Source organism: Synechococcus lacustris Maggiore-St4-Slac, from assembly GCF_024345595.1.
Classification (GTDB): Bacteria; Cyanobacteriota; Cyanobacteriia; order PCC-6307; family Cyanobiaceae; genus Synechococcus_D; species Synechococcus_D lacustris.
Map to the genome: position 1 here is coordinate 97,453 of NZ_JAGQBK010000005.1, position 25,029 is coordinate 122,481.

Annotated in this window: 30 protein-coding genes and 1 tRNA gene; 19 read left to right on the top strand and 12 right to left on the bottom strand. The window is 53.4% G+C overall.

Translation table 11 applies throughout. The annotated features are described in order from the left end of the window. Positions 1 to 20: 20 nt before the first annotated feature. The 3 genes from KBY68_RS05720 to KBY68_RS05730 all read left to right on the top strand — a co-directional run bounded on the left by KBY68_RS05720 (position 21) and on the right by KBY68_RS05730 (position 2,777). Complete coding sequence (locus KBY68_RS05720) at positions 21 to 158, top strand: hypothetical protein (RefSeq protein ID WP_162842895.1); 138 nt, start codon at positions 21 to 23, stop codon at positions 156 to 158. Between the two features lie 79 nt (positions 159 to 237). Further along, positions 238 to 1,245 (top strand): extracellular solute-binding protein, encoded by a 1,008-nt coding sequence (locus tag KBY68_RS05725; protein ID WP_241537144.1) that lies wholly within the window; start codon positions 238 to 240, stop codon positions 1,243 to 1,245. After that, complete coding sequence (locus KBY68_RS05730) at positions 1,236 to 2,777, top strand: ABC transporter permease (protein ID WP_255096263.1); 1,542 nt, start codon at positions 1,236 to 1,238, stop codon at positions 2,775 to 2,777. Before KBY68_RS05725 ends, KBY68_RS05730 begins: the two co-directional genes overlap by 10 nt. Here KBY68_RS05730 and KBY68_RS05735 read toward each other — a convergent pair. The 5 genes from KBY68_RS05735 to KBY68_RS05755 are packed head-to-tail and all read right to left on the bottom strand — an operon-like array spanning position 2,704 to position 6,912. After that, positions 2,704 to 3,786 (bottom strand): ABC transporter ATP-binding protein, encoded by a 1,083-nt coding sequence (locus KBY68_RS05735; RefSeq protein WP_315855650.1) that lies wholly within the window; start codon positions 3,784 to 3,786, stop codon positions 2,704 to 2,706. The two genes, KBY68_RS05730 and KBY68_RS05735, sit on opposite strands and share 74 nt — an antisense overlap. Further along, the gene (locus tag KBY68_RS05740; RefSeq protein ID WP_106500102.1) at positions 3,761 to 4,201 is read right to left on the bottom strand and encodes a Fur family transcriptional regulator; all 441 of its coding nucleotides are present in this window, start codon (positions 4,199 to 4,201) and stop codon (positions 3,761 to 3,763) included. Before KBY68_RS05740 ends, KBY68_RS05735 begins: the two co-directional genes overlap by 26 nt. Before the next feature lie 31 nt (positions 4,202 to 4,232). Next, on the bottom strand, positions 4,233 to 5,129 hold the full coding sequence (locus KBY68_RS05745) for a lysylphosphatidylglycerol synthase domain-containing protein (RefSeq protein WP_255096265.1): 897 nt from the start codon (positions 5,127 to 5,129) through the stop codon (positions 4,233 to 4,235). Then, entirely contained in the window at positions 5,126 to 6,301 is a 1,176-nt protein-coding gene (gene larC, locus KBY68_RS05750; RefSeq protein ID WP_106500104.1) for a nickel pincer cofactor biosynthesis protein LarC, read from the bottom strand. The genes KBY68_RS05745 and larC overlap by 4 nt, the downstream gene beginning before the upstream one ends. Then, the gene (locus KBY68_RS05755) at positions 6,301 to 6,912 is read right to left on the bottom strand and encodes a heterocyst master regulator PatR (RefSeq protein WP_106500121.1); all 612 of its coding nucleotides are present in this window, start codon (positions 6,910 to 6,912) and stop codon (positions 6,301 to 6,303) included. The genes larC and KBY68_RS05755 overlap by 1 nt, the downstream gene beginning before the upstream one ends. Positions 6,913 to 7,010: 98 nt before the next feature. Here KBY68_RS05755 and KBY68_RS05760 point away from each other — a divergent pair, with 98 nt between their 5' ends. After that, positions 7,011 to 7,814 carry a tetratricopeptide repeat protein gene (locus tag KBY68_RS05760; protein WP_255096267.1) on the top strand — a complete coding sequence of 268 codons (804 nt, stop codon included), beginning with the start codon at positions 7,011 to 7,013 and terminating at the stop codon, positions 7,812 to 7,814. On the opposite strand, the gene KBY68_RS05765 is transcribed toward KBY68_RS05760, so the two are convergent. Continuing rightward, positions 7,760 to 8,071 carry a hypothetical protein gene (locus KBY68_RS05765; protein ID WP_255096268.1) on the bottom strand — a complete coding sequence of 104 codons (312 nt, stop codon included), beginning with the start codon at positions 8,069 to 8,071 and terminating at the stop codon, positions 7,760 to 7,762. The two genes, KBY68_RS05760 and KBY68_RS05765, sit on opposite strands and share 55 nt — an antisense overlap. Before the next feature lie 41 nt (positions 8,072 to 8,112). Between KBY68_RS05765 and xth the strand changes: the two genes are divergently transcribed. Next, positions 8,113 to 8,931 carry an exodeoxyribonuclease III gene (xth, locus tag KBY68_RS05770; protein WP_255096270.1) on the top strand — a complete coding sequence of 273 codons (819 nt, stop codon included), beginning with the start codon at positions 8,113 to 8,115 and terminating at the stop codon, positions 8,929 to 8,931. Here the strand turns inward: xth and KBY68_RS05775 are convergent. After that, positions 8,928 to 10,397 carry an FAD-linked oxidase C-terminal domain-containing protein gene (locus tag KBY68_RS05775; protein ID WP_106500108.1) on the bottom strand — a complete coding sequence of 490 codons (1,470 nt, stop codon included), beginning with the start codon at positions 10,395 to 10,397 and terminating at the stop codon, positions 8,928 to 8,930. The two genes, xth and KBY68_RS05775, sit on opposite strands and share 4 nt — an antisense overlap. A 120-nt stretch (positions 10,398 to 10,517) precedes the next feature. Between KBY68_RS05775 and hemL the strand changes: the two genes are divergently transcribed. From hemL to KBY68_RS05805, 6 genes are read left to right on the top strand one after another with little or no spacing between them, the layout of a single operon-like run. Further along, entirely contained in the window at positions 10,518 to 11,804 is a 1,287-nt protein-coding gene (gene hemL / locus KBY68_RS05780) for a glutamate-1-semialdehyde 2,1-aminomutase (RefSeq protein WP_255096317.1), read from the top strand. Next, positions 11,770 to 12,960 (top strand): ABC transporter substrate-binding protein, encoded by a 1,191-nt coding sequence (locus tag KBY68_RS05785; protein WP_390634980.1) that lies wholly within the window; start codon positions 11,770 to 11,772, stop codon positions 12,958 to 12,960. The genes hemL and KBY68_RS05785 overlap by 35 nt, the downstream gene beginning before the upstream one ends. Before the next feature lie 9 nt (positions 12,961 to 12,969). After that, a complete protein-coding gene (locus tag KBY68_RS05790; protein ID WP_255096272.1) occupies positions 12,970 to 13,905 on the top strand; it encodes a branched-chain amino acid ABC transporter permease in 936 nt (311 codons plus the stop codon). A gap of 7 nt (positions 13,906 to 13,912) precedes the next feature. Continuing rightward, positions 13,913 to 14,764 carry a branched-chain amino acid ABC transporter permease gene (locus KBY68_RS05795; RefSeq protein WP_255096273.1) on the top strand — a complete coding sequence of 284 codons (852 nt, stop codon included), beginning with the start codon at positions 13,913 to 13,915 and terminating at the stop codon, positions 14,762 to 14,764. Beyond that, the gene (locus KBY68_RS05800; RefSeq protein ID WP_255096275.1) at positions 14,761 to 15,483 is read left to right on the top strand and encodes an ABC transporter ATP-binding protein; all 723 of its coding nucleotides are present in this window, start codon (positions 14,761 to 14,763) and stop codon (positions 15,481 to 15,483) included. Before KBY68_RS05795 ends, KBY68_RS05800 begins: the two co-directional genes overlap by 4 nt. Further along, complete coding sequence (locus KBY68_RS05805; protein WP_255096276.1) at positions 15,480 to 16,202, top strand: ABC transporter ATP-binding protein; 723 nt, start codon at positions 15,480 to 15,482, stop codon at positions 16,200 to 16,202. Before KBY68_RS05800 ends, KBY68_RS05805 begins: the two co-directional genes overlap by 4 nt. Before the next feature lie 770 nt (positions 16,203 to 16,972). On the opposite strand, the gene ggt is transcribed toward KBY68_RS05805, so the two are convergent. Next, complete coding sequence (gene ggt, locus KBY68_RS05810) at positions 16,973 to 18,703, bottom strand: gamma-glutamyltransferase (RefSeq protein ID WP_255096277.1); 1,731 nt, start codon at positions 18,701 to 18,703, stop codon at positions 16,973 to 16,975. A 3-nt stretch (positions 18,704 to 18,706) separates the two neighbouring features. On the opposite strand from ggt, the gene KBY68_RS05815 reads away from it, so the two are divergent. Then, positions 18,707 to 19,015: a hypothetical protein gene (locus tag KBY68_RS05815; RefSeq protein ID WP_255096278.1), complete on the top strand. Its 309-nt coding sequence runs from the start codon at positions 18,707 to 18,709 to the stop codon at positions 19,013 to 19,015. On the opposite strand, the gene KBY68_RS05820 is transcribed toward KBY68_RS05815, so the two are convergent. Continuing rightward, the gene (locus tag KBY68_RS05820; RefSeq protein WP_255096279.1) at positions 19,012 to 19,503 is read right to left on the bottom strand and encodes a YajQ family cyclic di-GMP-binding protein; all 492 of its coding nucleotides are present in this window, start codon (positions 19,501 to 19,503) and stop codon (positions 19,012 to 19,014) included. The genes KBY68_RS05815 and KBY68_RS05820 overlap by 4 nt on opposite strands. Positions 19,504 to 19,564: 61 nt before the next feature. Between KBY68_RS05820 and KBY68_RS05825 the strand changes: the two genes are divergently transcribed. Continuing rightward, positions 19,565 to 19,981, top strand: a complete 417-nt coding sequence (locus tag KBY68_RS05825; RefSeq protein ID WP_106499561.1) for an MAPEG family protein — start codon at positions 19,565 to 19,567, stop codon at positions 19,979 to 19,981. Here KBY68_RS05825 and KBY68_RS05830 read toward each other — a convergent pair. Then, entirely contained in the window at positions 19,978 to 20,490 is a 513-nt protein-coding gene (locus KBY68_RS05830; protein WP_106499560.1) for a DNA-processing protein DprA, read from the bottom strand. The genes KBY68_RS05825 and KBY68_RS05830 overlap by 4 nt on opposite strands. 88 nt (positions 20,491 to 20,578) lie before the next feature. Next, positions 20,579 to 21,661: a phosphotransacetylase family protein gene (locus KBY68_RS05835; RefSeq protein WP_255096281.1), complete on the bottom strand. Its 1,083-nt coding sequence runs from the start codon at positions 21,659 to 21,661 to the stop codon at positions 20,579 to 20,581. A 50-nt stretch (positions 21,662 to 21,711) separates the two neighbouring features. Between KBY68_RS05835 and KBY68_RS05840 the strand changes: the two genes are divergently transcribed. Then, the gene (locus tag KBY68_RS05840) at positions 21,712 to 22,437 is read left to right on the top strand and encodes an SDR family NAD(P)-dependent oxidoreductase (protein ID WP_255096283.1); all 726 of its coding nucleotides are present in this window, start codon (positions 21,712 to 21,714) and stop codon (positions 22,435 to 22,437) included. Here the strand turns inward: KBY68_RS05840 and map are convergent. After that, complete coding sequence (gene map, locus KBY68_RS05845) at positions 22,415 to 23,248, bottom strand: type I methionyl aminopeptidase (protein ID WP_255096284.1); 834 nt, start codon at positions 23,246 to 23,248, stop codon at positions 22,415 to 22,417. The genes KBY68_RS05840 and map overlap by 23 nt on opposite strands. A 68-nt stretch (positions 23,249 to 23,316) precedes the next feature. Between map and KBY68_RS05850 the strand changes: the two genes are divergently transcribed. The 5 genes from KBY68_RS05850 (at position 23,317) to KBY68_RS05870 (ending at position 25,013) form a co-directional block, all read left to right on the top strand. Beyond that, positions 23,317 to 23,610, top strand: coding sequence for a peptidase (locus KBY68_RS05850; protein WP_106499556.1), 294 nt, complete (start codon positions 23,317 to 23,319; stop codon positions 23,608 to 23,610). 84 nt (positions 23,611 to 23,694) lie between these two features. Next, entirely contained in the window at positions 23,695 to 24,132 is a 438-nt protein-coding gene (rplS, locus tag KBY68_RS05855) for a 50S ribosomal protein L19 (RefSeq protein ID WP_255096285.1), read from the top strand. A 62-nt stretch (positions 24,133 to 24,194) separates the two neighbouring features. Next, positions 24,195 to 24,267, top strand: a tRNA-Trp gene (locus KBY68_RS05860). Positions 24,268 to 24,315: 48 nt separating this feature from the next. Then, positions 24,316 to 24,504, top strand: coding sequence for an SH3 domain-containing protein (locus tag KBY68_RS05865; RefSeq protein ID WP_006043540.1), 189 nt, complete (start codon positions 24,316 to 24,318; stop codon positions 24,502 to 24,504). Next, positions 24,504 to 25,013 (top strand): NADPH-dependent FMN reductase, encoded by a 510-nt coding sequence (locus KBY68_RS05870; RefSeq protein ID WP_255096286.1) that lies wholly within the window; start codon positions 24,504 to 24,506, stop codon positions 25,011 to 25,013. Before KBY68_RS05865 ends, KBY68_RS05870 begins: the two co-directional genes overlap by 1 nt. Positions 25,014 to 25,029 lie beyond the last annotated feature (16 nt).

Below are 25,029 nucleotides of genomic sequence, written 5' to 3' on the forward strand. Positions count from 1 at the left end.
TCGAAAGATGAACTTTTGTAATGATCGAACCGGCGCTGCTTGGGGCAATCGCTCTTGCCATCGGCATCATTCTCTACCTAAGGCCCAACTCAGACGACGACGACTCGGGCGGCGGCATCCTGCAACCAATCCCGGTTGCCGTGAGGCGTCGCTATTGAACATTTGTTATAGCTATTGAGAAGCACTTGCAAATAGCCCCGTTTTAGTTATAGGTTGAGATCAGTTCTCAACAAGCCTTTGGTTCGTTCTTTTGTTTGGCTTTATTTGCCTGCTTTTTTCTGCTTAGCCGCGGCCCCTGCCGGAGCTGAATCGATCGGGGTTTATTCGGGCCGTCATTACAACAGCGATAAGCAGCTCTACAAACTTTTTAGCCAACGCACCGGCATCGAAGTAAATCTGCTGGAAGCTAAAGATGATGCCCTCATACAGCGTTTACAGGCAGAGGGTTCCGGCAGCCCTGCCGATGTGCTCGTGCTCGTGGATGCAGCGCGGCTTGATCGCGCCGCTGATTTAGGCCTGTTTAAACCACTTAAATCGCCCCAGTTGCTGAGGGAAGTGCCGGTTCAATATCGCGACAGCCGCGGCCGTTGGTTTGGCCTCACCCGCAGGGTGAGGGCTGTAATCGTTAACCCAAAATTGGTTTCTCCGGCTTCAATTCGCACCTATGGCGACCTGGCCAGCCCCCAATTGAAAGGCAAGCTTTGCCTAAGGGATCGTAAAAGCGTTTACAACCAATCCCTAGTGGCAGATCAATTGGTGAGCAACGGAGCAGTTGCCACCAGCAGCTGGATCAAATCGATGCAGGCAAATCTTGCCCAGCCCGTATTCAGCTCTGACACCGCCCTAACTAGGGCTGTTGCCCAAGGGCAATGCGGAGCAGCCCTGGTGAATACCTATTACGTAGCCCGCATGCTTTCCGGAGAATCCGGGGAGGCGGATCAACGCCTAGCAAAAAATCTCAAATTGATAATGCCAAACCCAGCCCACGTGAATATCAGCGGTGCTGGTGTAACAAGCTCAGCCCGCAATCCAGAAGCAGCTCAAAAACTGATTGAATTTCTGGCTTCCCCTAGTGGCGGCAAAGGTTATGCCGAAGCCAACAACGAATATCCACTTAAAGGCTATGGCGATAACCCATGGTTGAAAAGTTTTGGCCCCTTTAAAACCAGTGGCATTTCAGCCGAAACCCTTGGTGCCAACAACAAACTTGCCGTGCAATTAATGGAAAACAACGATTGGAAATAAGGCTGCCCCCCCGTTTCAACCTGCTTGCAATCCTCAGCGGCACTGCAGCCCTCAATCTGCTGCCCTTGATTGGTCTTTTCTTTTATTGCCTCTCAAGGCCAGGAGGCGCCTTCAGCGCCCTTGGCCGCGAAGGGTTTGAGCAACTGGGCAACACCCTGCTGCTTTTGTTGCTGGTGGCCATTGGTGTGGGCTGCCTTGGCACCGCCATCGGCTGGTTAACGGCATGTTGCAGGTTTCCGGCTAGGGGGCTGCTCACCATTGCCCAGCTGATACCGCTTGCCATCCCCGCCTACCTGGAAGCAGCAGTTATTACCGATCTGGGCAGTCGCCATGGGCTGCGCCTGCATGGAATCAGCTGGGCTGCAGCGGTGTTGATCCTCAGCACCATGCCCTATGTGGTGTTATTAAGCCGCGACAGCTTTCGTCAAAGCGGTCGCCGCCACCTGGAAGCCAGCCGCAGCCTTGGTTTAGCAGCATGGGGCAGCTTCAAACGCGTGGCCCTTCCCATGGCCTTACCAGCCATTGCCAGCGGCATTGCCCTTGCAGGCATGGAAGTGGTGAATGAATTTGGCGCCGTTGAATTACTGGGGGTACCAACCCTTTCCACTGGCCTGCTGCAGCGCTGGCAGGGAGAGGGCGACCCCCAGGGTGCCACAAGCCTTGCCCTCACTGCCCTTGCCGTGGTGGCTTTGCTGGTGGCGGCGGAACGCTGGCAAAGGCGCCTTAGTCGCCGCTGGGATCAAGCCGGCCCCGGCGATCGCTTTGAGGGCTGGCAGCTACATGGCCCTAGGGCCTGGCTTGCCTCAAGCCTTTGCCTCTTGCCGCCCCTACTGAGTGGCGGTATCCCACTGATTTGGATTTGTAGCAGTTGGGACCAGTTGCGCCAGGAAAACCTGGCTGAATTAATTGGCCTCAGCGGCCGCAGCTTGGCCCTTGGCCTTGGCGCTGCAGTGCTTGCCCTTTTTATGGCCCTGATTTTGGCCGTTGGTAGCCGTTGGTTAAAGCTGCCCTGGTTGCAGGCTTCCGTGTTTATGGCTGGCCTTGGCTATGCGGTGCCGGGGGCGGTGTTAGCCCTTGCCCTATTGCTCCTATTTGCCCCCCTTGGCGTACCACCCCTACTGCTATTGCTATGGGGATATGGCAATCGCTTTTTAGCGGTGGCAAAAGGGGGCCTAGATGCAAGTTTAGAAAGGCTGCCCCCCAGCATCGAAGAAGCGGCAGCAAGCCTCGGTAAAAACTGGCAAAGCGTTTTAACAATGGTGCACCTGCCGGTTCTGCGCAGCCCCCTGCTGCTGGCGGGCCTTTTGGTGTTTGTAGACACCGTTAAGGAGTTACCGCTCACCTTTGCCCTGCGTCCATTTAATTTCGACACCTTGGCGGTGCGGGTTTATCAATACGCCAGTGATGAAAGGCTTGGCGCTGCCCTTGCACCTGCACTTTTGATCGTTGGCTTGGGGCTTAGCTCCGCCCTAATGCTGGTGCCGCAACTGCGGGAGGAAACAACAGGGCCTTTGCCCCCGGTTGCAAACTGATTCGGCAAAAACTACCCAGCTCCAACTCCTGCTCAAGGGGCACTTTTAGGCGCAGCAATTCGCCTTGCAATTCAAATTGATAAAGCCATTCATCACCAAGAAATTCTCGGCCCACAAGCTTTGCTGAACCGTTGGCATCAAGCTGCACCGCGAGGGAGTCTTGACGCAGCAACACATCACAATCTGGTGTGGCTGGCGCGCCGGCTACACCAAAGGCAGCGCCACCATCGGCAAGGGCTTGAATGCAACTGAGGGGCAACACATTGCCCTGCAGCACAAATCTGGCCACGAATGCCGTGGCCGGTTCAGCCACCAGCTGGCGGGGGCTGGAGTATTGATGCCAACCGCCATCTTTCATGACCGCTACGCGATCGCATACGGCGAGGGCCTCCTGGGGATCATGGGTAACCATCACCGCACTAACGCCGCATTCAGCTAGCACTTGGCGCAGTTCACTGCGTAAGCGCAAACGCACTTCCACATCAAGGTTGGAGAAGGGTTCATCCAAAAGCAGTAATTGCGGCCCGGGCGCCAGGGCTCTCACTAGGGCCAACCGCTGGCGCTGGCCGCCGGACAGCTCATGGGGATAACGGCGCTTTAATTCATTGATACCCAATTGAACCAATAGCCATTCAGCCCGGCGCTGATCAGCTGCAGTGCGGCAGCCAAAACTGGCATTTTGCCAAGCATCTAGGTGGGGGAAAAGGGCGTAGTCCTGAAACACCATGCCCACCCCACGCCGTTCAGGCGGCAGGCAGCGCTGGGGAGAGGAAATGAGCTGGCCGCCAAGGGAAATGCTGCCCTGAACGGGGCGTTCAAACCCAGCAATCAGGCGCAGCAGGGTGGTTTTACCGCAGCCCGAAGGGCCAAGTAAACCGATTAATTCACCAGCTTCAAGTTCAAAACTGATATCTTCCAAGGCCCATTCCCCTGGGCTGTAGTGATGCCAGAGGTGGGTTGCTTCTAAAAGAGCCATTGCACTATCAAACCGCAGCGGCGCAGGCCCCACACAGGCCCCTCACTGTGAGCCTGGAGCTAAGCAAGCGAAAACCATGTTTGGCAGCGGCATCAGCGCCTGCTTGCAACACCTGGGCGCTATCAAATTCCTCCGTGCGGCCGCAGGCGGCGCAAACCAAATGGTGATGGTCGTGCTGTTCAGCACTTGCCAGTTCAAATCTGCGGCTGCCCTCAGGTAATTCCAATTCCCGCAGTAGGGCCATGGAGGCCAGCAGGCGCAGGGTGCGATAAACGGTGGCGAGGGAAACGCGCGCATCTGCCCTGAGCAACTGCAGGTGCACGTCTTCGGCGCTGAGGTGATGGCCGGCGCCAACCCGTTCAAAAAGGTCTAGAACCCTTTGCCGCTGTGGTGTTAGGCGCTGGCCACGGCCATGTAAATCGTGGCGTAAACCCCCGGATACCGCCACAACAAAAGCTAACTTTTCTCAATACTAATTGTTATTGCGAGCGGATTGCAAGCCGTTGGTCGATTTGTGCCCCTGCTGCTGCCAATAATTCCGCTCCAACGCTGATCAAGCGATAGCTCACCAACACCGCAAGCAGTTCAGCCTCTGGAATTAAGCCCCGCAGCCGCGCTAGCAACACCAATTCGAATACACCGATCCCGCCGGGGGCGCCAGGCACCACCAAACCCACCACCCAGGCAAGGCAAAAGGCCGCTAGCCACACCCCAAGGCCAAGGCTGGAGATACTGCTGAAAGTGGCAATACAACAGCCAAAACCAGCAAAGCGCAGCAATAGAAACGGCAGTTCCAGCAGCAGTGGTTGCCAAGGGCTACCCAGCAATGGAGCATCACTGGAGCATTCCTCGGCCGGGCCCAGCATTGCCCGTTTGCTGCGCAGCAAACGTTCCAGTAGTGGGTTCAACCAGCAGGGCCGCAATAACAACAGTGCAAAGGGTGCAAGCAAACCAAGTCCCCACTGCAATCCCCCCAGGGGCACCAGGCAAAGGGCAGCAATCATCATCAACAGCGGATCAAGCAACACCGCCAAGAGGGCCCGCCGCCCTGAAAAAGCTTGGCTGCGCAGCCAGCGCAAACGGCCCAGTTGATGCCAAATGCCGCCAGGCAAATATTTGTACACATTGGTGCGTATAAACAGCAGCAAAACCTGGGGTAGTGGCAGGGGCACCCTCAACCATTGGAGCAAGGCCCACCAGGCGATGGCGTTTAACCATTGGGCCGCCACCGTGGCTCCAAGCCCAAAAAGCAATAGGGCCCAACCCTCTTGATCGGGAGCCAATTCCAAAACCTGGTTGCCATGGCGCCAAAGGGCAATGCCAAGCAGCAGCACACTCAGGGGACCCACCAGCCAGGAAAGGCGGATTTTTTTCATGGTTGATGGTTTGCCAAGGCAGAGCGCAATTCAGCCCAACCCAAGCCATGCTCCCTTGCCAGCCGCGCCAATTCATCCGCTTCCACCTTCACTCGCCCCTGGGCTTGCTTTGCCTGTACCGGCCCCCAAGGGCTGTTAAGCGTTATCGCTTGTCGGGGTAATACCCACCGGGATTCCAACTTTTCCCTGAGGCCAAGGCTGCTGCTGTGCTGCCACCAGATCGAGCGCAGGGATTGGGCTAGTTCCGGCGGAGCCAAGCTGGTTAAAAGCACACCTGGTCGACCCTTTTTCATTTGAATCGGGGTTGCAAAAACCTCAAGGGCCCCGGCTAAACGCAACTGCTCCTGCAAAAAAGCCAAGGCTTCGCCGTCCATATCATCGATCTGGCACTCCTGCACGAGCAACGTTTCGGTGCTGGCCTGCTCTTCTTGCTTTTGAACAGTTGGTTGCCATAGGCGCAACAGGTTGGGGCGATCCAACTGTTGCTCGCCTAATCCGATGCCCACCATGGCTGGGATATGGGCTGGGGGGGCGCAAAAGCGCTCTACCCAAACACTCAAAAGCGCCATCCCCGTTGGGGTGGTGAGTTCAGCAGCGGGAAAACCAAGGCTGCTGGCCAAGGGGATTTGGCGTTGCCTGGCGATTTCCAATACGGCCGGCACCGGCACCGGCAACACCCCATGGGCACTGCGCACATGGCCATGGCCAGCGGGTGGCGGGCTGGCGAGCAGGTGATCTATGCCGAAATGCAACAGGCCAGCGCATACGCCCACCACATCAACCAAGGCATCAATGGCGCCCACTTCATGGAAATGCACCTGGCTTGGGCTTAAGCCATGCACCCTGGCCTCCGCCTCCGCCAACAAACTAAAAACCTCAATCACCTTGAGGCGCAATGGCTCAGGCCAGGCGGCTGCTTCCAGCTGGGGCTTGAGCTCACGCCAGAGGCGATGGGGGGGTGATTGCTCAAGTAATTCAACTCTGAGCTTGGTGCCCCGCAGGCCGCCATTGCGGCCCTCAGCCACATGCAAACGAAATGCCTCGCCAAGGCCAAGGGCAGCAAGGGGTGCTAACACCACCTCTTGCCCTAAACCTTGGTCGAACAGGGCGGCCAGCAGCATGTCCCCCGCCACACCGGTGGGGGCATCCAAATAGGCCCAATGGGCGGCCATTAGCGGCGGGGGCGCTTTTTAGCTGCGCCACCGCGACGATCACTGCGTTGCGGCATCGGCGCAATTACTTCCCAGTGTTCAATTTGAAGTAATTCCCCCTGTAAGCGCACGCGTAGATCAAGGAAATGGCGCAGATGTTCAAGGGGAATATTGCCCTTGAGCTGCAGCTTGAACGGTTGGGGGCGGCTGCCATCAGCGCGGGGTAATTGGCGGATTTTGATTACCAAATCACCGGTTTCAGGCTTGGTGTAGATCAATTCGCCCCTCACGGAAAAGAATCCATCCCCCTCCGGCAGGGAATCAGCCAGATCCTCCCCATCACTGGCCAGGGTGCTTGGTTCCCACACACCCACCACCTGCAGATGCAATTTTTGATCATCTCTGCTGCGGGGATAAACCACCCAGAGGTGTTCCTGCTCCAAATTGAGGTGTCGCTTCACCAAGCTCAACACCCGCCCCAGCAACACCGCATCGATGGCGCTGCCATCGGCAGTGGTGAGGTTGCCGCGGGTGAGCACATCAGTGCTGGCGGGGCAATAGGTACCCCTAACGATTCCGATCGCCCGGAACTGCAGCGGTTCATTAACCGGAGGAATCGGGTGCTGACGCATCAGAAAGGCAGAACCGGGCTGAACCACATTGAAATCTAGCGATCCCCCTGACAGCGCTCGCCTTAAACGGTTTACTAGATAAAAATCAGGCGCATCCCTTGCTTAATAAACCCATTGCAGCAGTGGCAGCCATTGGCCTTGCTGGCTTGGGCGGTTGGTGGCTCGGCCACACCAGCAAGCAAATCGAAGCAGCTGAAACTCCCCAAACGGCCTTTAAACAACGCCGCGCGCCCCTAGAAGCAAAGTTAAAGGGCGGCACTGCTAGTGATGCGGAGCAACTGCAGCTGCTCAAATTACGCCTAGCCCTTGGCGATAAAAGCGCTGCCCTTGGCCTACTTGAAACCCTTAGCGACCAAAGGCCAGAAAATTGGCAGTTGCGCTTGATGTTGGCTGATCTCCGCAGGCAGCAGCAGGATCAAAGCGGTGCGGAAAGGGAAATCCGCCAGGTGCTGAATGTGAAACCACTGCAGCCAGAGGCCTGGCAGCAATTGAGCCAACTGCAGTTGAACCAAGGCAAGGGGGCCCAGCTGGAGGCGCAACTAAAAAGCAGCGCGGTGATAGCAAAAACAAAACCAGAGGGCCTGCCCCTTGGGCTATTGCTTGCTGATGTGCAGCAAAGGCGTCAGCAAAGTAAAAGTGCCGAAAACACCTACCGCGATCTGATCGGTCGCTATCCGGAGGATCCACGGCCCCTATTGGCTTTAGCCCTGCAAAAACAGGAGGCGGGCGAAGGGGAAGCAGCTGTTGCCTTAATTAGGGAGGCGCGTCAACGGGTGCCGGAAAAATCACGGCCCGTTTTAGATCAAGTAGCCGCCAGTTGGATGGTTAAAAGCGTGCGCCAGCAGGCTCAAGGCCCCACTGGCCGCGCCTTGGCCGCTGGGGCCGTTGGTTTATCTAATTGACGCAGGGCTTCATCCACAGCATCACTGGGGGAGGTGGCGCTATCCATCGAGCTGGAATTGCGCAAACGGTTCATCAACTCCATTGGATTAGTTACATCCAGAAGTGAGTTACTCGGTTTTGTGGTGCCGTAGTTGTAGAGATTTTGCTCTTGGATGCTTTCATTTTTGGGATTTGCATGGCCGGCGCCCGATGCAATCAGGCCCAAGAGGGCTGCAGGCAGGGCAGCACGCAACAGGTTTGTAGCTTGATTAGGCATGGATCAGCTATTAAGTGCAACAAGTTTAAAGGCCACTTTCGGTGCGGATCGCCACTTGGAACGTGAATTCAATTCGCAGCCGGCAGGAACATCTGCTGCGCTGGCTTGCAGCGGCCCAACCTGATGTGTTGGGGCTGCAGGAAACCAAGGTGGAGGATGGCCTTTTTCCGCAGGCAGCAATTGAAGCGGCCGGTTATGAAACAGCCATCAGCGGCCAAAAGAGTTACAACGGCGTGGCCCTTTTAAGCCGGCTTCCATTGGAAGACGTGCGCATTGGTTTTGCTGCTCTGCTGCCGGGTGATCAAGAAGCAGAGCAATTAGGCGAGCAGAAACGGGTAATTAGCGCCTCCGTTGAAGGGGTTCGAATACTCAACCTATATGTGCCAAATGGCTCTGATTTGAAATCGGATAAATACAACTACAAATTAGCCTGGCTGAATTGTTTAAACCGTTATCTAACGGTGCAGAGGCAACAGGGGGAACCCCTTTGCATGATGGGTGATTTCAACATTGCCCTAGAAGATATCGATCTTGCTAACCCCAGCCGCCACAATGGCGGGATCATGGCATCAGCACCTGAACGTCAAGCCCTAAGGGCATGTATTGGCACTGATTTAGAAGATGCCTTTCGCCTATTTGAAACTGAAGCTGGCCATTGGAGCTGGTGGGATTACCGCTCGGGGGCCTGGGATCGCGATCAGGGCTGGCGCATTGATCACATATATATCAGTGAGGAATTACAACAGCGGGCCATGGGTTGCATGATCCATAAAAGCGAAAGGGGTGAACTTAAACCAAGCGACCACGCCCCTGTAAGCATTGATATTGGTGATGGCGCAGAGGAGGAAGATAACTTCTAAATAACCACCACCTCAGGCGGTAGCTCCAAATGCTGGGAGCGCCTATGGGCTTCAGCGCAGCCCACTGGCGTGGGAAATAATTTACCTGGATTAGCCCGCTGCTCGGGGTCGAACGCTTTACGCACTAATTGCATTGTTTCAAGATCGGCGGCATCAAACATCCAATCAAGAAAACAACGCTTATCACTACCAACTCCATGTTCACCACTGATGCTGCCACCCACATCAACGCAAAGCCGCAGGATAGCTGCCCCTAAAGCTTTCACCCGATCCTTCACACCTAGTTCTGCGCCGTTGTAGAGAATCAATGGATGCAGGTTGCCATCACCGGCATGGAACACATTCGCCACAGGCAATTGATGCTTCTGGCTGAGTTGATCAATGGCAGCAAGCACCATCGGCAGGCTGCTGCGGGGCACTACACCATCTTGAAGGTAGTAATTGGGATATAAACGACCCAGAGCTGAAATTGCACTTTTACGACCAAGCCAGAGGCGAGCGCGATCTTCAGCAGAGGTTGCTTTTTGCACCTGGCGGGCGCCGGCTTGGCGGCAGAGCCCATCACACAATTGCATCGCAATCTCCACCTCAGGGCCACTGCCATCGAGTTCGATTAATAAAGCTGCCGCTGCATCAACCGGATATAGCTCTTGATCGAGCATTGAATCCACGGCGCGAATCGTGAAGTTGTCCATGATTTCCATGCCCGCCGGCAACAGGCCAGCGGCCGTAACGGCACGCACCGCTTCCCCTGCTGCTTCCATCGAGCCGAAATCAGCCAATAAAACAGCCACCGCTTCCGGCTGGCGCAGGATGCGCAGGGTGATTGAGGTGGCAATGCCGAGGGTGCCCTCACTGCCGATAAAAACACCGCGCAAATCAAGCCCTGGCATTTCCGCTAAGGGGCCGCCCAGGGTGGTGATAGTGCCATCGGGGAGCACCACCTCCAGCTCCAACACATGGTTGCTGGTAACGCCGTATTTGAGGCAATGCACCCCGCCTGAATTTTCTGCCACATTGCCGCCCACGCTGCAGGCCACTTGGCTGGAGGGATCAGGGGCGAAATAAAAACCATCACCACTCACAGCCCGTGTTACCCAGCTATTGATCACACCCGGTTGCACGGTGATGCGTTGATTAGCGAGATCAACTGAAAGCACCTGGCGCATGCGGCTGGTGATCACAAGCAAGGCCGGTTGTTCAACTAAGGCACCACCAGACAAACCAGTGCCACTGCCCCGTGCCACAAACGGAACGCCAAGCTGCTGGCATAACTTCAAGATGGCGGCCACATCAGCGGTGCTTTCAGGCAACACCGCAAGGGGTGGTTGATGGCGTTCCATCGTGAGGCCATCGCAGTTGTAGCTGAGAAGCTCCTGCGCTTTGCTCACCACTGCTTTTGCAGGTAAAAATGCACGTAATTGCTGCTCTAGGGCTCGCCAATCAATGGCAGTGGCTGCACCCACGATTTTTACAAATACACAATCTCAGCCTATAAGGCGCAAAGCTGGGGCGTTTTAGGCGAGGATAGTTGCTTGTGATCTAGCCAGATACCTGGCCCCCAAGCTTTGGTAACAGCTTCAGCCCTGAACACAAGCCGCTCAGAAGCATTGTTTGCAGCGGCCCAAAAGCTGATGCCGGGCGGTGTGAACTCACCGGTGCGAGCTTTTAAATCGGTGGGGGGCCAACCGATTCTGTTTGATCGGGTGGAAGGCGCCTATGCCTGGGATGTGGATGGCAACCGCTATATCGATTACATCGGCAGCTGGGGACCGGCCATCTGCGGCCATGCCCATCCGGAGGTAATTGAAGCCCTGCATCAAGCCCTAGCCAAAGGCACCAGTTTTGGCGCCCCCTGCGCCCTGGAAAACCAGCTGGCCCAGATGGTTATCGATGCGGTGCCAAGCGTTGAGATGGTGCGCTTTGTAAATAGCGGCACTGAGGCCTGCATGGCGGTGTTGCGGCTGATGCGTGCCTATACGGGCCGCGACAAATTGATCAAATTTGAAGGTTGTTACCACGGCCATGCCGACATGTTTTTGGTGAAGGCCGGTTCAGGGGTTGCAACCCTGGGTTTGCCTGATTCCCCTGGGGTGCCAAGTAGCACCACTGCAAATACGCTCACTGCTCCCTACAACGATTTAGAAGCAGTAAAGGAATTATTTGCTGCTAATCCAGATTCAATCGCTGGGGTGATCCTTGAGCCTGTGGTTGGTAATGCCGGTTTTATTCCACCGGATTTTGGTTTTCTTGAAGGGCTAAGGGAACTCACCAATGAATATGGCGCCCTACTGGTATTTGATGAAGTGATGACTGGTTTCCGCATTGCCTATGGCGGTGCCCAAGCCAAATTTGGTGTTACACCAGATCTCACCACCATGGGCAAGGTGATTGGTGGTGGCTTGCCTGTAGGTGCCTATGGCGGCCGCGCAGAAATCATGGCGATGGTGGCGCCGGCTGGGCCGATGTATCAAGCCGGAACCCTGAGCGGTAATCCACTGGCGATGACGGCCGGCATCAAAACCCTTGAACTGTTAAAACAACCCGGTTGCTACGAACAATTGGAAGCCCGCACAAAACGGCTTTCAAATGGCATTCAAGCTGCCGCCCAGGCAGCTGGTTTACCGATATGTGGCAGCAGCATCAGTGCAATGTTTGGCTTCTTTCTATGTGAAGGCCCGGTGCGTAATTTTGAAGAAGCAAAATCAGCAGACACAACCAGATTTGCAAAATTACATCGAGCAATGTTGGAGCGTGGGGTGTATCTTGCACCAAGTGCATTTGAAGCAGGTTTTACCTCCCTTGCCCACTCAGAGGCTGATATCGATGCCACAATTGATGCCTTCCGTGAAAGTTTTGCCAGTATTGCCTAAATGGCTATTGCTGCTGGGGCTACTGGCTAGCTGTAGCAGCACAAATAGCAACGCACCGGTAAACCTAAAAGCTGGCTTACCGGTGGGGGCTGTTTTATCTCTCACTGGTAACGCAAATGTTTATGGGCAAGACCAACGGATTGGCCTCGAGCTAGCCCAGGCAGCGTTTAAACCAGGCAGCAGCATCCCTTTAAACCTAAGCATCGAAGATGGCGGCAGTGATGAAGCAGGTGCAATAAATGCCTTTAATTTATTAATTAATCGCGGCAGCGCGGCACTTATTGGTCCCACCCTTTCGCAACAAGCCTTTGCCGCTAGCCCAATCGCTCAAAGGCGTGGTGTGCCAGTGGTTGCACCTTCAAATACAGCAACTGGTATACCGGAACTTGGTAATTTCATCAGCCGTGTATCAGCCCAAAGTTTAGTAATTGCACCGCTATCAATCGCTAAAGCATTGCAGCTAAATCCTGCCATCAATCGGGTAGCTATATTTTATGCAAATGATGATGCCTACAGCACCTCGGAAACAGCAATCTTTCAAAAGGCAATTAAAGCTAAGGGCCTAAACACAGTTACAGTGCAACGTACGCAGCTAAATGATCAAGATTTCCTCAATCAGATCACCTCGGCATTAAGGGCGAAACCAGATATGGTTGTGTTGTCTTTGCAGGCGGTAGATGGTGGTAATTTAATTCGTCAATTGCGGGAACTGGGCTTTAAAGGCACGATCGTTGTAGGTAATGGTATGAATACGCCTAATATTTATCCAATTTGCCAAAAAAACTGTGATGGCATCTTGATCGCTCAGGCCTATAGCCCAGAGCTGCAAACTGATGCCAATCGCTCTTTTGTAGCCCGCTTTAAGGCGCAACAAGCTGGTGCGGTGCCACCGCAATTAACAGCCCAAGCCTATGCTGCCTACCAGGTAATTGCAGAAGCAACAGAAAGGCTAAATAAACGCCAACCATTAGAAGCCAAACCCCTACGTGAGGTGCGTATTTTGCTAAATGAAGAAATTCTTAGGGGTACTTACAAAACCCCCTTAGGTAAAATCAGCTTTAGCCCTGAAGGAGAAGTAATACAAGAGAGTTTCTTTGTTGCTCAAGTGCGCATGAACCCCGATGGACGCAGCGGTAAATTTACCCTGTTGCCCTAAATAAGTGCCATGGATGGTTTATTACAGCTCTTAATCAATGGCATATCAATTGGTGCAACCTATGCCCTCTTTGCCCTTGGCTATACGCTTGTATTTTCAGTACTTGGGGTGATTAACTTCGCCCATGGCGCCGTATTCACATGCGGTGCCTATTTCACATACCTATTACTTGGCGGTGCTGTTGGCAGCAATGGCATGTTGGCTGGCATGCATTTCCCCCTAGCCTTACCACTCTTAGTTGCATTACCGCTGGCTGGCATTGCAGCTGCAGCTATGGGCCTTCTAGTGGAAGCCGTTGCTTTTAAACCCCTGCGCCGCAGGGGTGCTGAACCACTGCTCTATCTAATAACCAGCCTTGGGGCAGGTGTTATTTTAGTGAATTTAATTCAGCTCTTAATGGGTGCTGAAGCCTACGCCTTACCTGGAAACCTACTGGGTAGATGGCCAGCAGCATTAGCACTTGGCCATGGTGTTCAAATTCGTACGGTGCAACTACTGCTTTTAATAGTTGCAGGTATAGCAATGCTTATTTTGAGCCTATGGCTTAATCGCAGCAGCTATGGCAAGGCACTTCAAGCAGTAGCAGAAGACGGCACCACAGCACGGCTACTTGGGATTAATAGCGGCGCAATAATTCAATTAGCATTTGCTATCGCTAGTTTTTTAGCAGGTATTTCCGGCGGCCTAGTAGCCCTCAGTGTAAATATTGGCGGCCCCTATTTCGGCATCGGTTATGGCCTTAAGGGGCTTGGAGTGCTCGTGCTAGGCGGCCTTGGCAGCGCGCCTGGTGCAGTGCTTGGTGGTTTAATCATTGGCATTGCCGAAGCCCTTGTGCCCGCAAAACTATCTGCTTATAAAGATGCAGTTGCCTTTGCTTTTTTATTTTTAATGTTGATCTTGCGCCCCCAAGGCCTCCTTGGTAAGCCGCCAATGGAAAAGGTTTAATCACACAATGATTGATATTTCCCTATTTGTGTTGATGCTGCTTGGCGCCCTGCTTGCCCTGGCTGTATACCTACCCCTGCGGGCTGGTCAACTATCCCTTGCCACTCCAGGTTTTTATACAATTGGTGGCACAGTTGCAGCATTGCTATCTACCCAATTACCAGGTTTAGGTGGAAGCGATGCTGTTTATCCATTAACTTCACTACTATTAGAAATGATTGTTGCCATAGCTGTAGCTGGGCTACTAGCATTTTTGATTGGCAAACCAGTTCTTAAATTAAGGGGTATTTATTTAGCAATTGCTACCATTGCCTTGGTAGAAATATTGAGGGTTGTATTACTTAGCAGCCCCTGGTTTGGAGCAGCAGTTGGCATCTTTGCTATTCCCCAGCCATTTGAAGGGCCTGAGGGATATCTAATCGCCTATGGCCTATTACTGGCAATAGTTGCATGGGCATGCGCCCGGCTCGAGCGCAAACCCCTGGGCATGGCAATGGCAGCAATTCGTGATGATGAATTAGCAGCTCGCTGCATGGGCGTAAGCACTGATCAAGTTAAATTAATTGCTTTCGTATTGAGTGCCATAGTGGCAGCTGCAGCCGGCGTATTAGCAGCCCATTATTTCAATAGTTGGAATGCACGCCAGGCAAACTTTGATGCCAGCATCACAACACTAGCCTTTGTTGTTTTAGGTGGTAGCCGCACCTGGCTAGGGCCTGTGATTGGCGGTTTAGTGTTAACGGCACTGCCGGAATTACTAAGGCCAATCGGTGATCTACGCCTCATCGTTTTTGGCCTGGTTATCCTTCTGGGGCCCATATTTATCCCCCAGGGATTAATAAAAGCCAAACAATCATGAGTGCACCAACATTCACAAATAATTTATTAGAAATAGAGCAACTAAGCGTTTGCTTTGGTGGCCTGCAGGCATTAGATAGGGTTAATTTAAGCATTAATGAAGGTGAAATTCTTGGTTTAATTGGCCCAAATGGCGCAGGTAAAACCACCCTATTTAATGTAATAACAGGCCTCACAGCTCCAAGCCATGGGCAATTGCGTTGGCAAGGTAATTCGCTAGCTGGCAAGAAACCAGAACAGATCTGCAGGCTAGGTTTAGCACGAACTTTTCAAAACCTACGCCTCTTTCGTGAATTGAGTTGTATCAATAACCTGCAAGTTGCCATGGGCAGCAACAACCGTCGCGCCGCCCTAGAACTCTTAGCATTGGTGCAATTGCAAGAAAAAGCTGATGCTGCAGCTGCTTCCTTAGCCTATGGCGATCAAAGGAAACTTGAATTTGCTCGGGCCTTAGCAACAAAGCCAAAGTTGTTGCTGCTTGATGAACCAGCAGCCGGCATGAATCCAATTGAAAAGCAGGATTTACAAGCGCTCGTGCAGCGGGTGCGTTGCCAATTCAAAATAACAATTTTAATTATTGAACACCATGTGCCATTAATGATGCAGTTATGTGATCGATTGGCGGTGCTTAATTTCGGCCGTTGCATCGCCCTCGGTAGCCCCGAACAGGTGCGCCGTGATCCCCTGGTGATTGAGGCCTATCTAGGCAGCCAAAGATGACAGCTACTCCCTTACTAGAGCTCAAACAACTTGGGGTGCGCTACGGCAACATTTGGGCTGTGCGGCAATTAAATCTTTCGATTGCAAGCGGTGAATGCGTAGCCCTCTTGGGCTCTAATGGTGCAGGTAAAAGCAGCACCCTAAGGGCAATATCTAGGTTGTTGCCGGCAGCAGAAGGCAAAATCCTCTGGGCTAATAAATGCTTATCATCCTTTAGAACAGAAGCAACAGTGCGGCTAGGCATCAGCCACTGCCCAGAGGGTAGGCGTGTGTTAGCAAAGCAAACGGTATTAGCCAACCTAGAGCTGGGTGCATGGCTGAGGCGGGATAAAAAAGCGATTAAAATAGATTTAGATTATTGCTATCAATTATTTCCGCGCTTAGCTGAAAGGCGCCTGCAATTGGCGGGTAGCCTCAGTGGTGGTGAGCAGCAGATGCTGGCGATTGCAAGGGCATTAATGGCAAAACCAAGCCTATTGCTATTGGATGAACCAAGCCTAGGTTTAGCGCCCCTTTTAGTTGATGAATTGATGCAGTGCCTAGCCAAATTAAATAAAGATGGTTTAACAATGCTGCTTGTTGAACAAAATATATATGCAGCCCTTGCAATTGCCCAGCGTGGTTATGTGCTTGAAGCCGGTGAATTGGTGCTGGAGGGCACAGCTCAGGAGCTGCGGGAAAACAGCAACCTAAGGAGGTCCTATCTTGGCGATGAGTGATGAATATGCTTAGCAGAAGATCTTTATTTGGCTTAGCCGGTAGTGGCCAGATTTAAGGCTTGGCCTGTTTAGCGATATCAATAGTAGCTATGGATCTACAAACTATTTAGATACAGTAGAAGCAGGAATTAAATTTATCCTTGCAAGTAAACCAGATCAAGTGATCTGCGCTGGTGACATGATTGCAGGCCAAAAATGCTGATCGAGCTGCAGCAAATCGTTTTTAGCAGCCAAGAAAGCATCAACTAGGCCTTAATTAAATAATATTTTTTGGTTGGTTTGGGATGCATCCAGTGCCAGATATCAAACCAGCAACAAAATTGGGCCCGTGAGCAACTCGCAAGCTCAAGCGCAAGAAAGGCAAAGATACGGATTGCCCTAGAACATTTACCCCTAAGGGGTGTTAGCCGCGGCCGCGATCAACCAGGCAAGGTTCTAGATCAAGCAAACAAACTCCAGCAAATCCTTGAGATTGGTGGCGTACATGCTTATGTAAGTTGGATTTAATTCAGCTAGGGGCAACAGGTAGTGGCCCGCGTCAATTAATTGTAGACACAAAACCCCCTCGCCAAAGCATCACCCTGTTAGACTTATTTTAGCAACAACGGGAAATATCAGAAACCAGCTATAGCTTTCCCGGTGGCAAAGAAATTAATTGGGATGAGTTACCCATCAATTTACCATCACATAATGGTCCACTATTACGCCGAATATCAAAGCGCAGTTCAATACTTAATTAAATCATATTTTGAAAACAAAATAAATACTTGCTAAGGCCGCTCAGGCAGCGCCGCCCCCTCAGATCTGCGCGGATCTGCAACACCAAGGCTGCCACCCCCAGGTATTAATTCCACACTATTGGCAGAACCCATCGCCGCTGTTCGCAACAACTTATGGCCTTTAGCTTCTAACAATCTTTGTGTATCAGGGCTGATGCCTTCCTCCATACTTAATTGATCAGGCCACAGCTGGCTATGCACCCTTGGAGCCAACACTGCACTTGCTAAATTCAAGCCATGCAGAATCCTATTTAATATCACCTGCAACACCGTAGTAATAATCCGGCTGCCGCCGGGGCTGCCGGTTGCAAGCCATGGTTCGCCATTGCTATTAAGCACAATTGTTGGTGTCATTGAACTCAATGGCCGTCTACCTGGCGCAATGGCATTGCGTTCCCCTTGCACTAATCCATAGGCATTAGCAACACCGGGCTTGGCGCTGAAATCATCCATCTCATTATTTAGTAAGAAGCCTGCCCCTGGTACGGCAATGCCATTGCCATAGGCAAAATTAAGCGTGGTGGTTAATGCCACCAAGGAACCATGGCGATCAGCTACCGATAGATGGGTTGTGTTAGTGCTGTTGCTTGGTAAGGGAGCTATTTGGCTTAATTGTTTGCTAGGGGTGTGCTTATCAAAATTGATCAAAGCCCGCAGCTGATCGGCATAGCTTTTGCTGGTGAGCCGCTGCACCGGAATTTCCATTTGGCTTGGATCACCGAGTTCACTGTTGCGATCGCGATAGGCCAAGTTCATTGCCTCCACCATGGCGTGAATTGTGGCCGCACCATTAAGGCCCATTTGGCCAAGGTTTAAAGGCTCCAGCAGATTGAGCAGCTGCACCAGCGCTACACCACCACTACTTGGAGGCGGCATAGATAAAACCGAATAGCCCATAAAACTGCCCCGCACCGGCTCCTGCCATGGGGCCCCATAGGCAGCGAGATCAGCGCGATTGATTAAACCGCCACCGGATCGCATCAAAGCATCAATCTGATCAGCAATTACGCCTTGATAAAAAGCCTTAGGCCCTTGGCTGCTAATTAAACGCAAAGTTGCTGCCAGTTGCGGCTGGCGCAGAATTTCCCCAGGCCGATAGGCCACATAACCAGCGGGATTACTAACAGATTTATTAATCGCTCGGTAATAGAGCCGTTTTGCATTTGGATCACCACCCAATAGCGGCATTGCCTGTTGCAACGATGCCGCTAATTCCGGATATACCGGAAACCCCCTATGGGCAAGGGCAACAGCTGGCGCCATCACTTCAGCGCGGCTCAACACACCAAATCGTTGCTGGGCCTCAAGCAAACCCGCCACTGTTCCCGGCACGCCGCTGCTAAGCAAACTGCGGGTGGCCTTTTGGCGATCCACCTCACCATCAGCGCCTAGGAACATTTCTGCGTAAGCGCGCCGTGGCGCCATCTCCCGGAAATTGAGGGCATAGGCCTTGCGCTGGCCTTGATGCCAAAACAACAAAAAGCCACCACCCCCCAAATTGCCGGCCTGGGGCAGCGTTACAGCTAAGGCAAATGCAGTTGCAACAGCAGCATCAATCGCATTGCCACCACGGCGCAGGATCGCCGCACCCACCCCACTGGCCAGCTGCTCTTGGCTGGCCACCATCCCCGCCGCTGAACGCACAGGTTGAATGCGTTGGCCCTGCTCCTGCAGCGGATTAACCAGCAGAGCAAGGCAAACTAACGAAGCCGAAAGTGCCAAACCATGGGCTGCAACATCCCCAGGCTGCCATTTATTTTGCTCAGTTGGCTTCTTTTAGCTGCTGCAACAGCCCTTGCCCTTGAACGCAGCGATACTTTTCGCCCAGAAGGGGCTGGGCCCCGCTGTTCTGATCAGATCAACATCCTTTTGCAAACTCGCCTAAATCGACTTGATCAACGCTGGCAAGAAAGCAATCCCAAAGCAACTGCGATGGAATTAGAAGCCCAAAAAGTAAACCAAGTGGTGCAAGCGGAGGCAATCAAAACCCATGCCCTAAAGCGTTACAAATGTGAATTAGAACTAACCCTTTAACGATAATTTTCAAATTGCAGGGGCACTTCCACATCTTGGCCACGGAGCAATTGGATTGCGGTTTGGAGATCGTCTTTATTTTTTCCAGTGATGCGCAAGCTGTCGCCTTGAATCGAAACTGTTACTTTTTTCAGCTCATCCCGCACGGTTTTGCTTAGGGATTTTGCCAATTCCTGGCTAAGCCCTTTACGCAACTTGATCTCTTGTTTTACGCGATTGCCACCCACCGGTTCTGGGGTTTGCAGATCAAAGATCTTTAGCGATAGGTCCCGTTTAGTGGCTTTTTGACGCAACACATCAAGCACCGCCTCCAGGGTCATATCTGTGGCTGTGGTAATCACAATTGCCCCCTCTTCAAGGCTCAACTCAGTGGCGGAATCCTTGAGGTCGTAGCGCTGGCCCACCTCGCGGCGCACCTGATCCACCGTGTTCACCAGCTCCTGCCGATCAAAATCAGACACCACATCAAAGCTGTAGCTATCTGCCATTGGGCACTCCCACCGGTAACAGCTTCCAGCCTAGAAAAGAGCCATCAACTCGCCCATCGCCATGACATCCCAAGCCGCTTTTGCCGCCTCACTACTACTTTCAGCCCTTGTGGTGGTGCTCAGCGTGGTGCCCCTTGGGGCAGCCCGCTCTAAAAGTGAATTCACCATGGCTGATCTGGCCGCACCAAGGGCGATGTTTGAACGGATGCCGGCCTGGGGGAAACGGGCCAGTTGGGCCCACCAAAACAGCTTCGAAGCCTTCACGCTCCATGGGCCCGCCTGCCTGCTTTGTTTGATTGCAGCGGTGAATAGCCCAATTGCCATGGCAGTGGCCCTTGCCCACCCCCTCCTGCGCTTGGTTTACATCGTTGCCTATGTGGGGAATGTGCCCCCCTTGCGGGGTCTCTGCTGGGCCACTGGGCTCACCTGTAGCGGCATTCTCTACCTCGAGGGCATGAAAGCAATCCTGATCCCCTAATCAAAAAACAACAGGGTTACAACCTTGCCGATCTCCTCAGCGCCACGGCAGGTTTCGATCAAAGTTTCACTGTCGTGGAAAGCAAAACAGATCAGCTGATCACAACGGCTAACAATTTCACGATTGCAAATCCCGCTGGCTTCCACCAACGGCAGCTGGTCGTTTTCGGGTTTTTCCACCAGATGCAAAACCCGTTCCAATTGCTCGCGGGTTTCACTGCCCTGGCGTTCCAAACTTTGGGGCAGGATCACAGTTAATTTGGCTGGATCCACAGCTAAAGCGCCCCTAATAACTGCCGCATTTACCCCCTGGGCGCCGGAGGTGATCAAGTTATGGCCCTCCTGCGCTAGGGCGCGAGCCACCAGTTCAACTAAATGAACAGAAACCACCGGCACATGGCGGGTGCCAAGGATCGCAATGCGCCTCTTACCCGTGTCTTGAAGCAAAGCCAATTCCTGAGCCAAGGTGTCTACCCGGTCAAGCGTTGGTAAATCGAGGGACCGGGTCACAGGCAGCGCCAGGGCTCAGCAGTGGCACAGACCGTAGCAGTGGGATCGACCCTAGAAGTGGGCTTGTTCAGAGCAAACAAAACAAGCATCAAAAACCCAAACGTTCAAATAGCGGTTCAAAGGAACAGTGCTCAGCCACCATTCGCGCCGCATAACTGGCCTTCACCGGTTCATGCAAACGCACGTGGCCAAAGGCTTTTTCGATAACTGCAACGGTTGTGAGCGTGTCGTGCTCCACCTTGATCAAAGGCACATCCAATTCCTGGGCGCGACTAATCAATTGGGGCAGGGGATCAGCGGCGCCCGTGAGGATCAAACATTGGGTGGAAGCCTCCAGGGCCGCCAGTTGAATATCAGTGCGATCAGCGCCTGTTACCACGGCCATATTGCGCTGGCGCCTGAAGAATTCCATGGCGGAATTCACATTCATCGCACCAATGCTGAGGGTTTCCACCAGCAAATCCTTGCGTTCACGGCAACAGAGCATTTCAGCGCCAAGGCGCTGCACCAATTCGCCAACGGTCACGCTGCGCAGCAAGGGGCTGCGGGGCAGCAAGCCATAAACAGGTAAACCCAGCGCTTCCATGGCTGGCACCAGTTCCTGGCGCAGCAGGCCTATTTGGTTTGGATCTACGTTATTGAGCACCACCCCCAGCAGCTGGTCCCCCAGCAGGGCCTTGGCCTGCAGCAGCGCCTCCACACTGCGGGCATCCTCCCAGGCATGGGCGATCAACACCGGTGCAGCAAGGCCTAGGGCCAGTTGGGGCAGGCTTAAACCGAATAACAGGCCTTCACTGAGGGAGCCCGCAGCCTCCAGCAGGGTGATGCCCTCAGCCACCCCAATTAATTCAGCCAGTGCCGCCATCGCTTGGGGTGCCGCCACCTGCTCACCAGTTAATAGTTGCTGTTGGGCCGTAGGGGCAGCAATCGCTTGCAGTGATGGCAGTAAGGCCGTTTCGGGCAATGAGAAAAATTCACCAACGAAGCGCACGTCGTCATCGATCAGCGTTTCGCTTTGCCCCTGTTGCTCCAGGCTGGTGGCCAAAGGCTTGCCATAGCGAAATGGCAAGCCCCGATTGCGGAATTGTTGGGCCAAACCCATTACAAGGGCTGATTTACCGCTGAATGGTTCACAGGATCCCACCAACAGGGTGGCGCTGGGATAGCCCATGGCGGCAGGATTAATTAGTGAGAAAATCTACTGTTCGATCCGGTGCAAGGGTGGAAAAAGGTTTTTTTTCCGGCAAAAGATGTGCCGTAACGGGAGCAGGCGGCAGCTTTGGCCGGGCCTTATTGCTGCAACTACACCTCCAGGGAGCTGATTTGGTGGCCCTGCGCCACAGCGAGGGGGCCCTAGAGCTGGTTGATGCCAATGGCCAGCTGGTGCCCGTGCAAACGGTTAGCTGGCAGGTGGGCGAAGAGCAGCAGCTCCAGGAGCTATTGGCTGGGGTTCAAATCCTTGTGATTAACCACGGCATCAACAGGATTGGGGCCAGGGATGCAGCAGCGGCCATGGAAAGCCTTGAGGTGAATACCCTTAGCGCCCTGCGGCTGCTTGAAATATTTCTGCAGATTTGCCACAAACAAAACCCGCAAGCAAATGAGAACCGTGAGGTGTGGGTGAACACCTCAGAGGCGGAGGTGAATCCAGCCCTGAGCCCCCTCTATGAGATCAGTAAGCGGGCCCTGGGCCAACTGCTAAGCCTGCGCAGCTTGGATGCCCCCTGCACCGTGCGGCGCTTGGTGTTGGGTCCGTTTAAATCAGCGCTAAATCCCTATGGGCTGATGAAAGCGGATGGTGTGGCAAAAACAGTTATTCAACAGGTGCTAAATGATAAAAAGATGGTGATTGTTAGCCCCAATCCGCTTACATGGCTGTTGATGCCATTAGCTGAATTCACAAGAAATATCTACTACCGCAGCACTACACGGCATCGCGATCAGTGAGGATTTCACATCCATCATCAGTTACTAAAATAGTGTGCTCCCATTGGGCTGAAAGGCTGCCATCTTCGGTAACAACAGTCCAGCGATCTTTGAGGGTTCTACAAGCTTTTGATCCGCCATTCAGGATTGGTTCCACGGCCAAGGTCATGCCGGAGCGCAGGGTTACGTTTGGCAAATCTTTGGTGCGGAAGTTAAACACCGAGGGTTCTTCATGCAGATTGCGACCCACCCCATGGCCGGTGTAGTCCTCCACCACGGCATAGCCATGGGCCTCCACATGGTCTTGAACGGCTCCGGCTATATCAAGCAGGGTGTTGCCAGCTTTGATGCGGCCAAGGCCTTTCATTAACGATTCCTGGGCCACCCGGGCCAATTTCACGGCCTCCTCAGGTGCATCACCAACACAGATGGTTACGCAACTATCGCCGTGATAACCCTCAAAACAGGCTCCCGTATCAACTTTGAGTAGATCGCCATCGCGAATTACCCGCTTTGCACTTGGGATGCCATGCACCACCTCATTGTTGATGCTGGCGCAAATACTGCCGCTAAAGCCGTGGTAACCCTTAAAACTCGGCACTGCGTCCATGGCGCGGATGCGCTGCTCGGCATAGGCATCCAAATCAGCGGTGGTCATGCCTGGTTTCACCATGCCCATGATTTCCTTGAGCACAGTTGCCACAATCCGGCTTGCTTGGCGCATGATCGTGATCTCCCTGGCCGACTTCAACTCCACCCCCCTGCGGTTTTGGCGGATGCGTGGCCCAGCCTGGGGTTTGGCCGATACCAGGAGTTCAGCAAATAGATTCATGGTTACAGCTATCCAGGCCCGAGTTAACAAACTATCAACGGCCGTGCCCCAGTTGCGTTTTTAGTGCGATGACCAGCCTGCTTCAAACCCTGCGGCGCTGGCATTCAAGGCTGGCACCATTTGTGCTGCTTCCCTTGCTGCTCACTGTTATTTCAGGCATGGGCTACAGGTTGCTACGGGATTGGGGTGGCCTCAGCCGCAACCAAGCGCATCTGCTTTTGGTGTTACACGAGGGCGAATGGCTTGGGCCAAGGGCTGAAACCATCTACGTGTTGCTCAATGGCCTGGGGCTGCTTTGGATGCTGATTAGCGGCGGGATGCTGCTGGTGCAGAAATGGCGCAAGCAATTCAAATCCCCCTAGGCGGTTTTGGTTCAATGGCACGAAGAGGTAAGCTCTTTGTTTGGCCCCGCACCAGCAACTCGCATAGGAGTTGCTTACTACTCAATGACTGCAGAGGAAACAGCCGCAGAGACCACGAGCGAAACACCCACTGCTGAAGTTCCAGCAGCTGAGAAAAAGCGCAAATTAAGCGCAGCTGAACTGATCAGCTCGTTTGAAAGCAGCCAGCTCAAATCAGATCTGCCCGAGATCTACGTGGGCGACACCGTGAAGGTGGGTGTGCGCATTAGTGAGGGCAATAAAGAGCGTATCCAGCCCTATGAAGGGGTTGTGATTGCTAAGCGCCACGGCGGCATGCACCAAACCATCACGGTGCGACGCATTTTCCAAGGCATCGGTGTTGAACGGGTGTTCATGCTCCATAGCCCCCAAGTGGCCACCATCAACGTTGAGCGCCGCGGCAAGGTGCGTAGAGCTAAGCTCTTCTACCTACGCGATCGCGTTGGTAAAGCCACCAGGGTTAAGCAGCGCTTCGATCGCTGATCACCCAACCGTCGTTACCAGCCGTTGCCTACAGTCGCAGCGGCGGGGGTGCATCGCCTCCTGCGCCGTTAGTTCAGTTGGTAGAACGCAGGTCTCCAAAACCTGATGTCGGGGGTTCAAGTCCTCCACGGCGCGTCCGATGCATCCCGGTCCACTTTGAGGTAAGAACCTGAGGTTAGAAACATGGAATTGGATCTACAGCCTGGTGATGTGGTGAAAGTGCTCGAATCTGCAGCCTTGGGCTGGGTTCGAGCTCGAGTGATTCGTGTTAAATCCGGCGGCCGCGTGGTTGTACAGAGCGACCAAGGCAGGGAATTCACCGCTAGGGGCAATCAAGTGCGCCTAATTGAACCCGCTGGATTTCGCCCCTGATGTTGATCCTGGCGGCCAGCACTGGCAAAAATCTTGAGTTGGCCCGCTCAATCGAGAGCGAAGCCATCAACCAAGCCATGGGCTGCAGGATTCTTGATCTTTGCGCATTAAATCTGCCCCTTTTCCAGCCTGCTCTTAAAGAGCAAGGCCCCGGAGAAAGCTTTAAAGAATTAGAGCAGGCCATGGGCCAGCACCACGGCCTATTTGTATGCGCCCCTGAATACAACGGCTCAATCCCCCCCAGCCTCACCAATGCCATTGCTTGGCTTTCCGTGATTTCGCCAGATTTCAGGGAGATGTTCAACAACCGGCCCGTGGCCCTTGCCAGCCACAGTGGTGGTGGTGGCCAAAAGGTATTGCAGGCGATGCGGCAGCAATTTTCCCATCTTGGCTGCACCGTTTTAGGCCGTGAACTGTTGGCCACCTTCCAAAAACCAGCCAACCCCGAAACGGTTAAGGCGCTTCTGCAAGGTTTAAAGGAGCTCGAAAGCCTTAAGCAACAAGGCTGAGTTGTTCAACGCAACA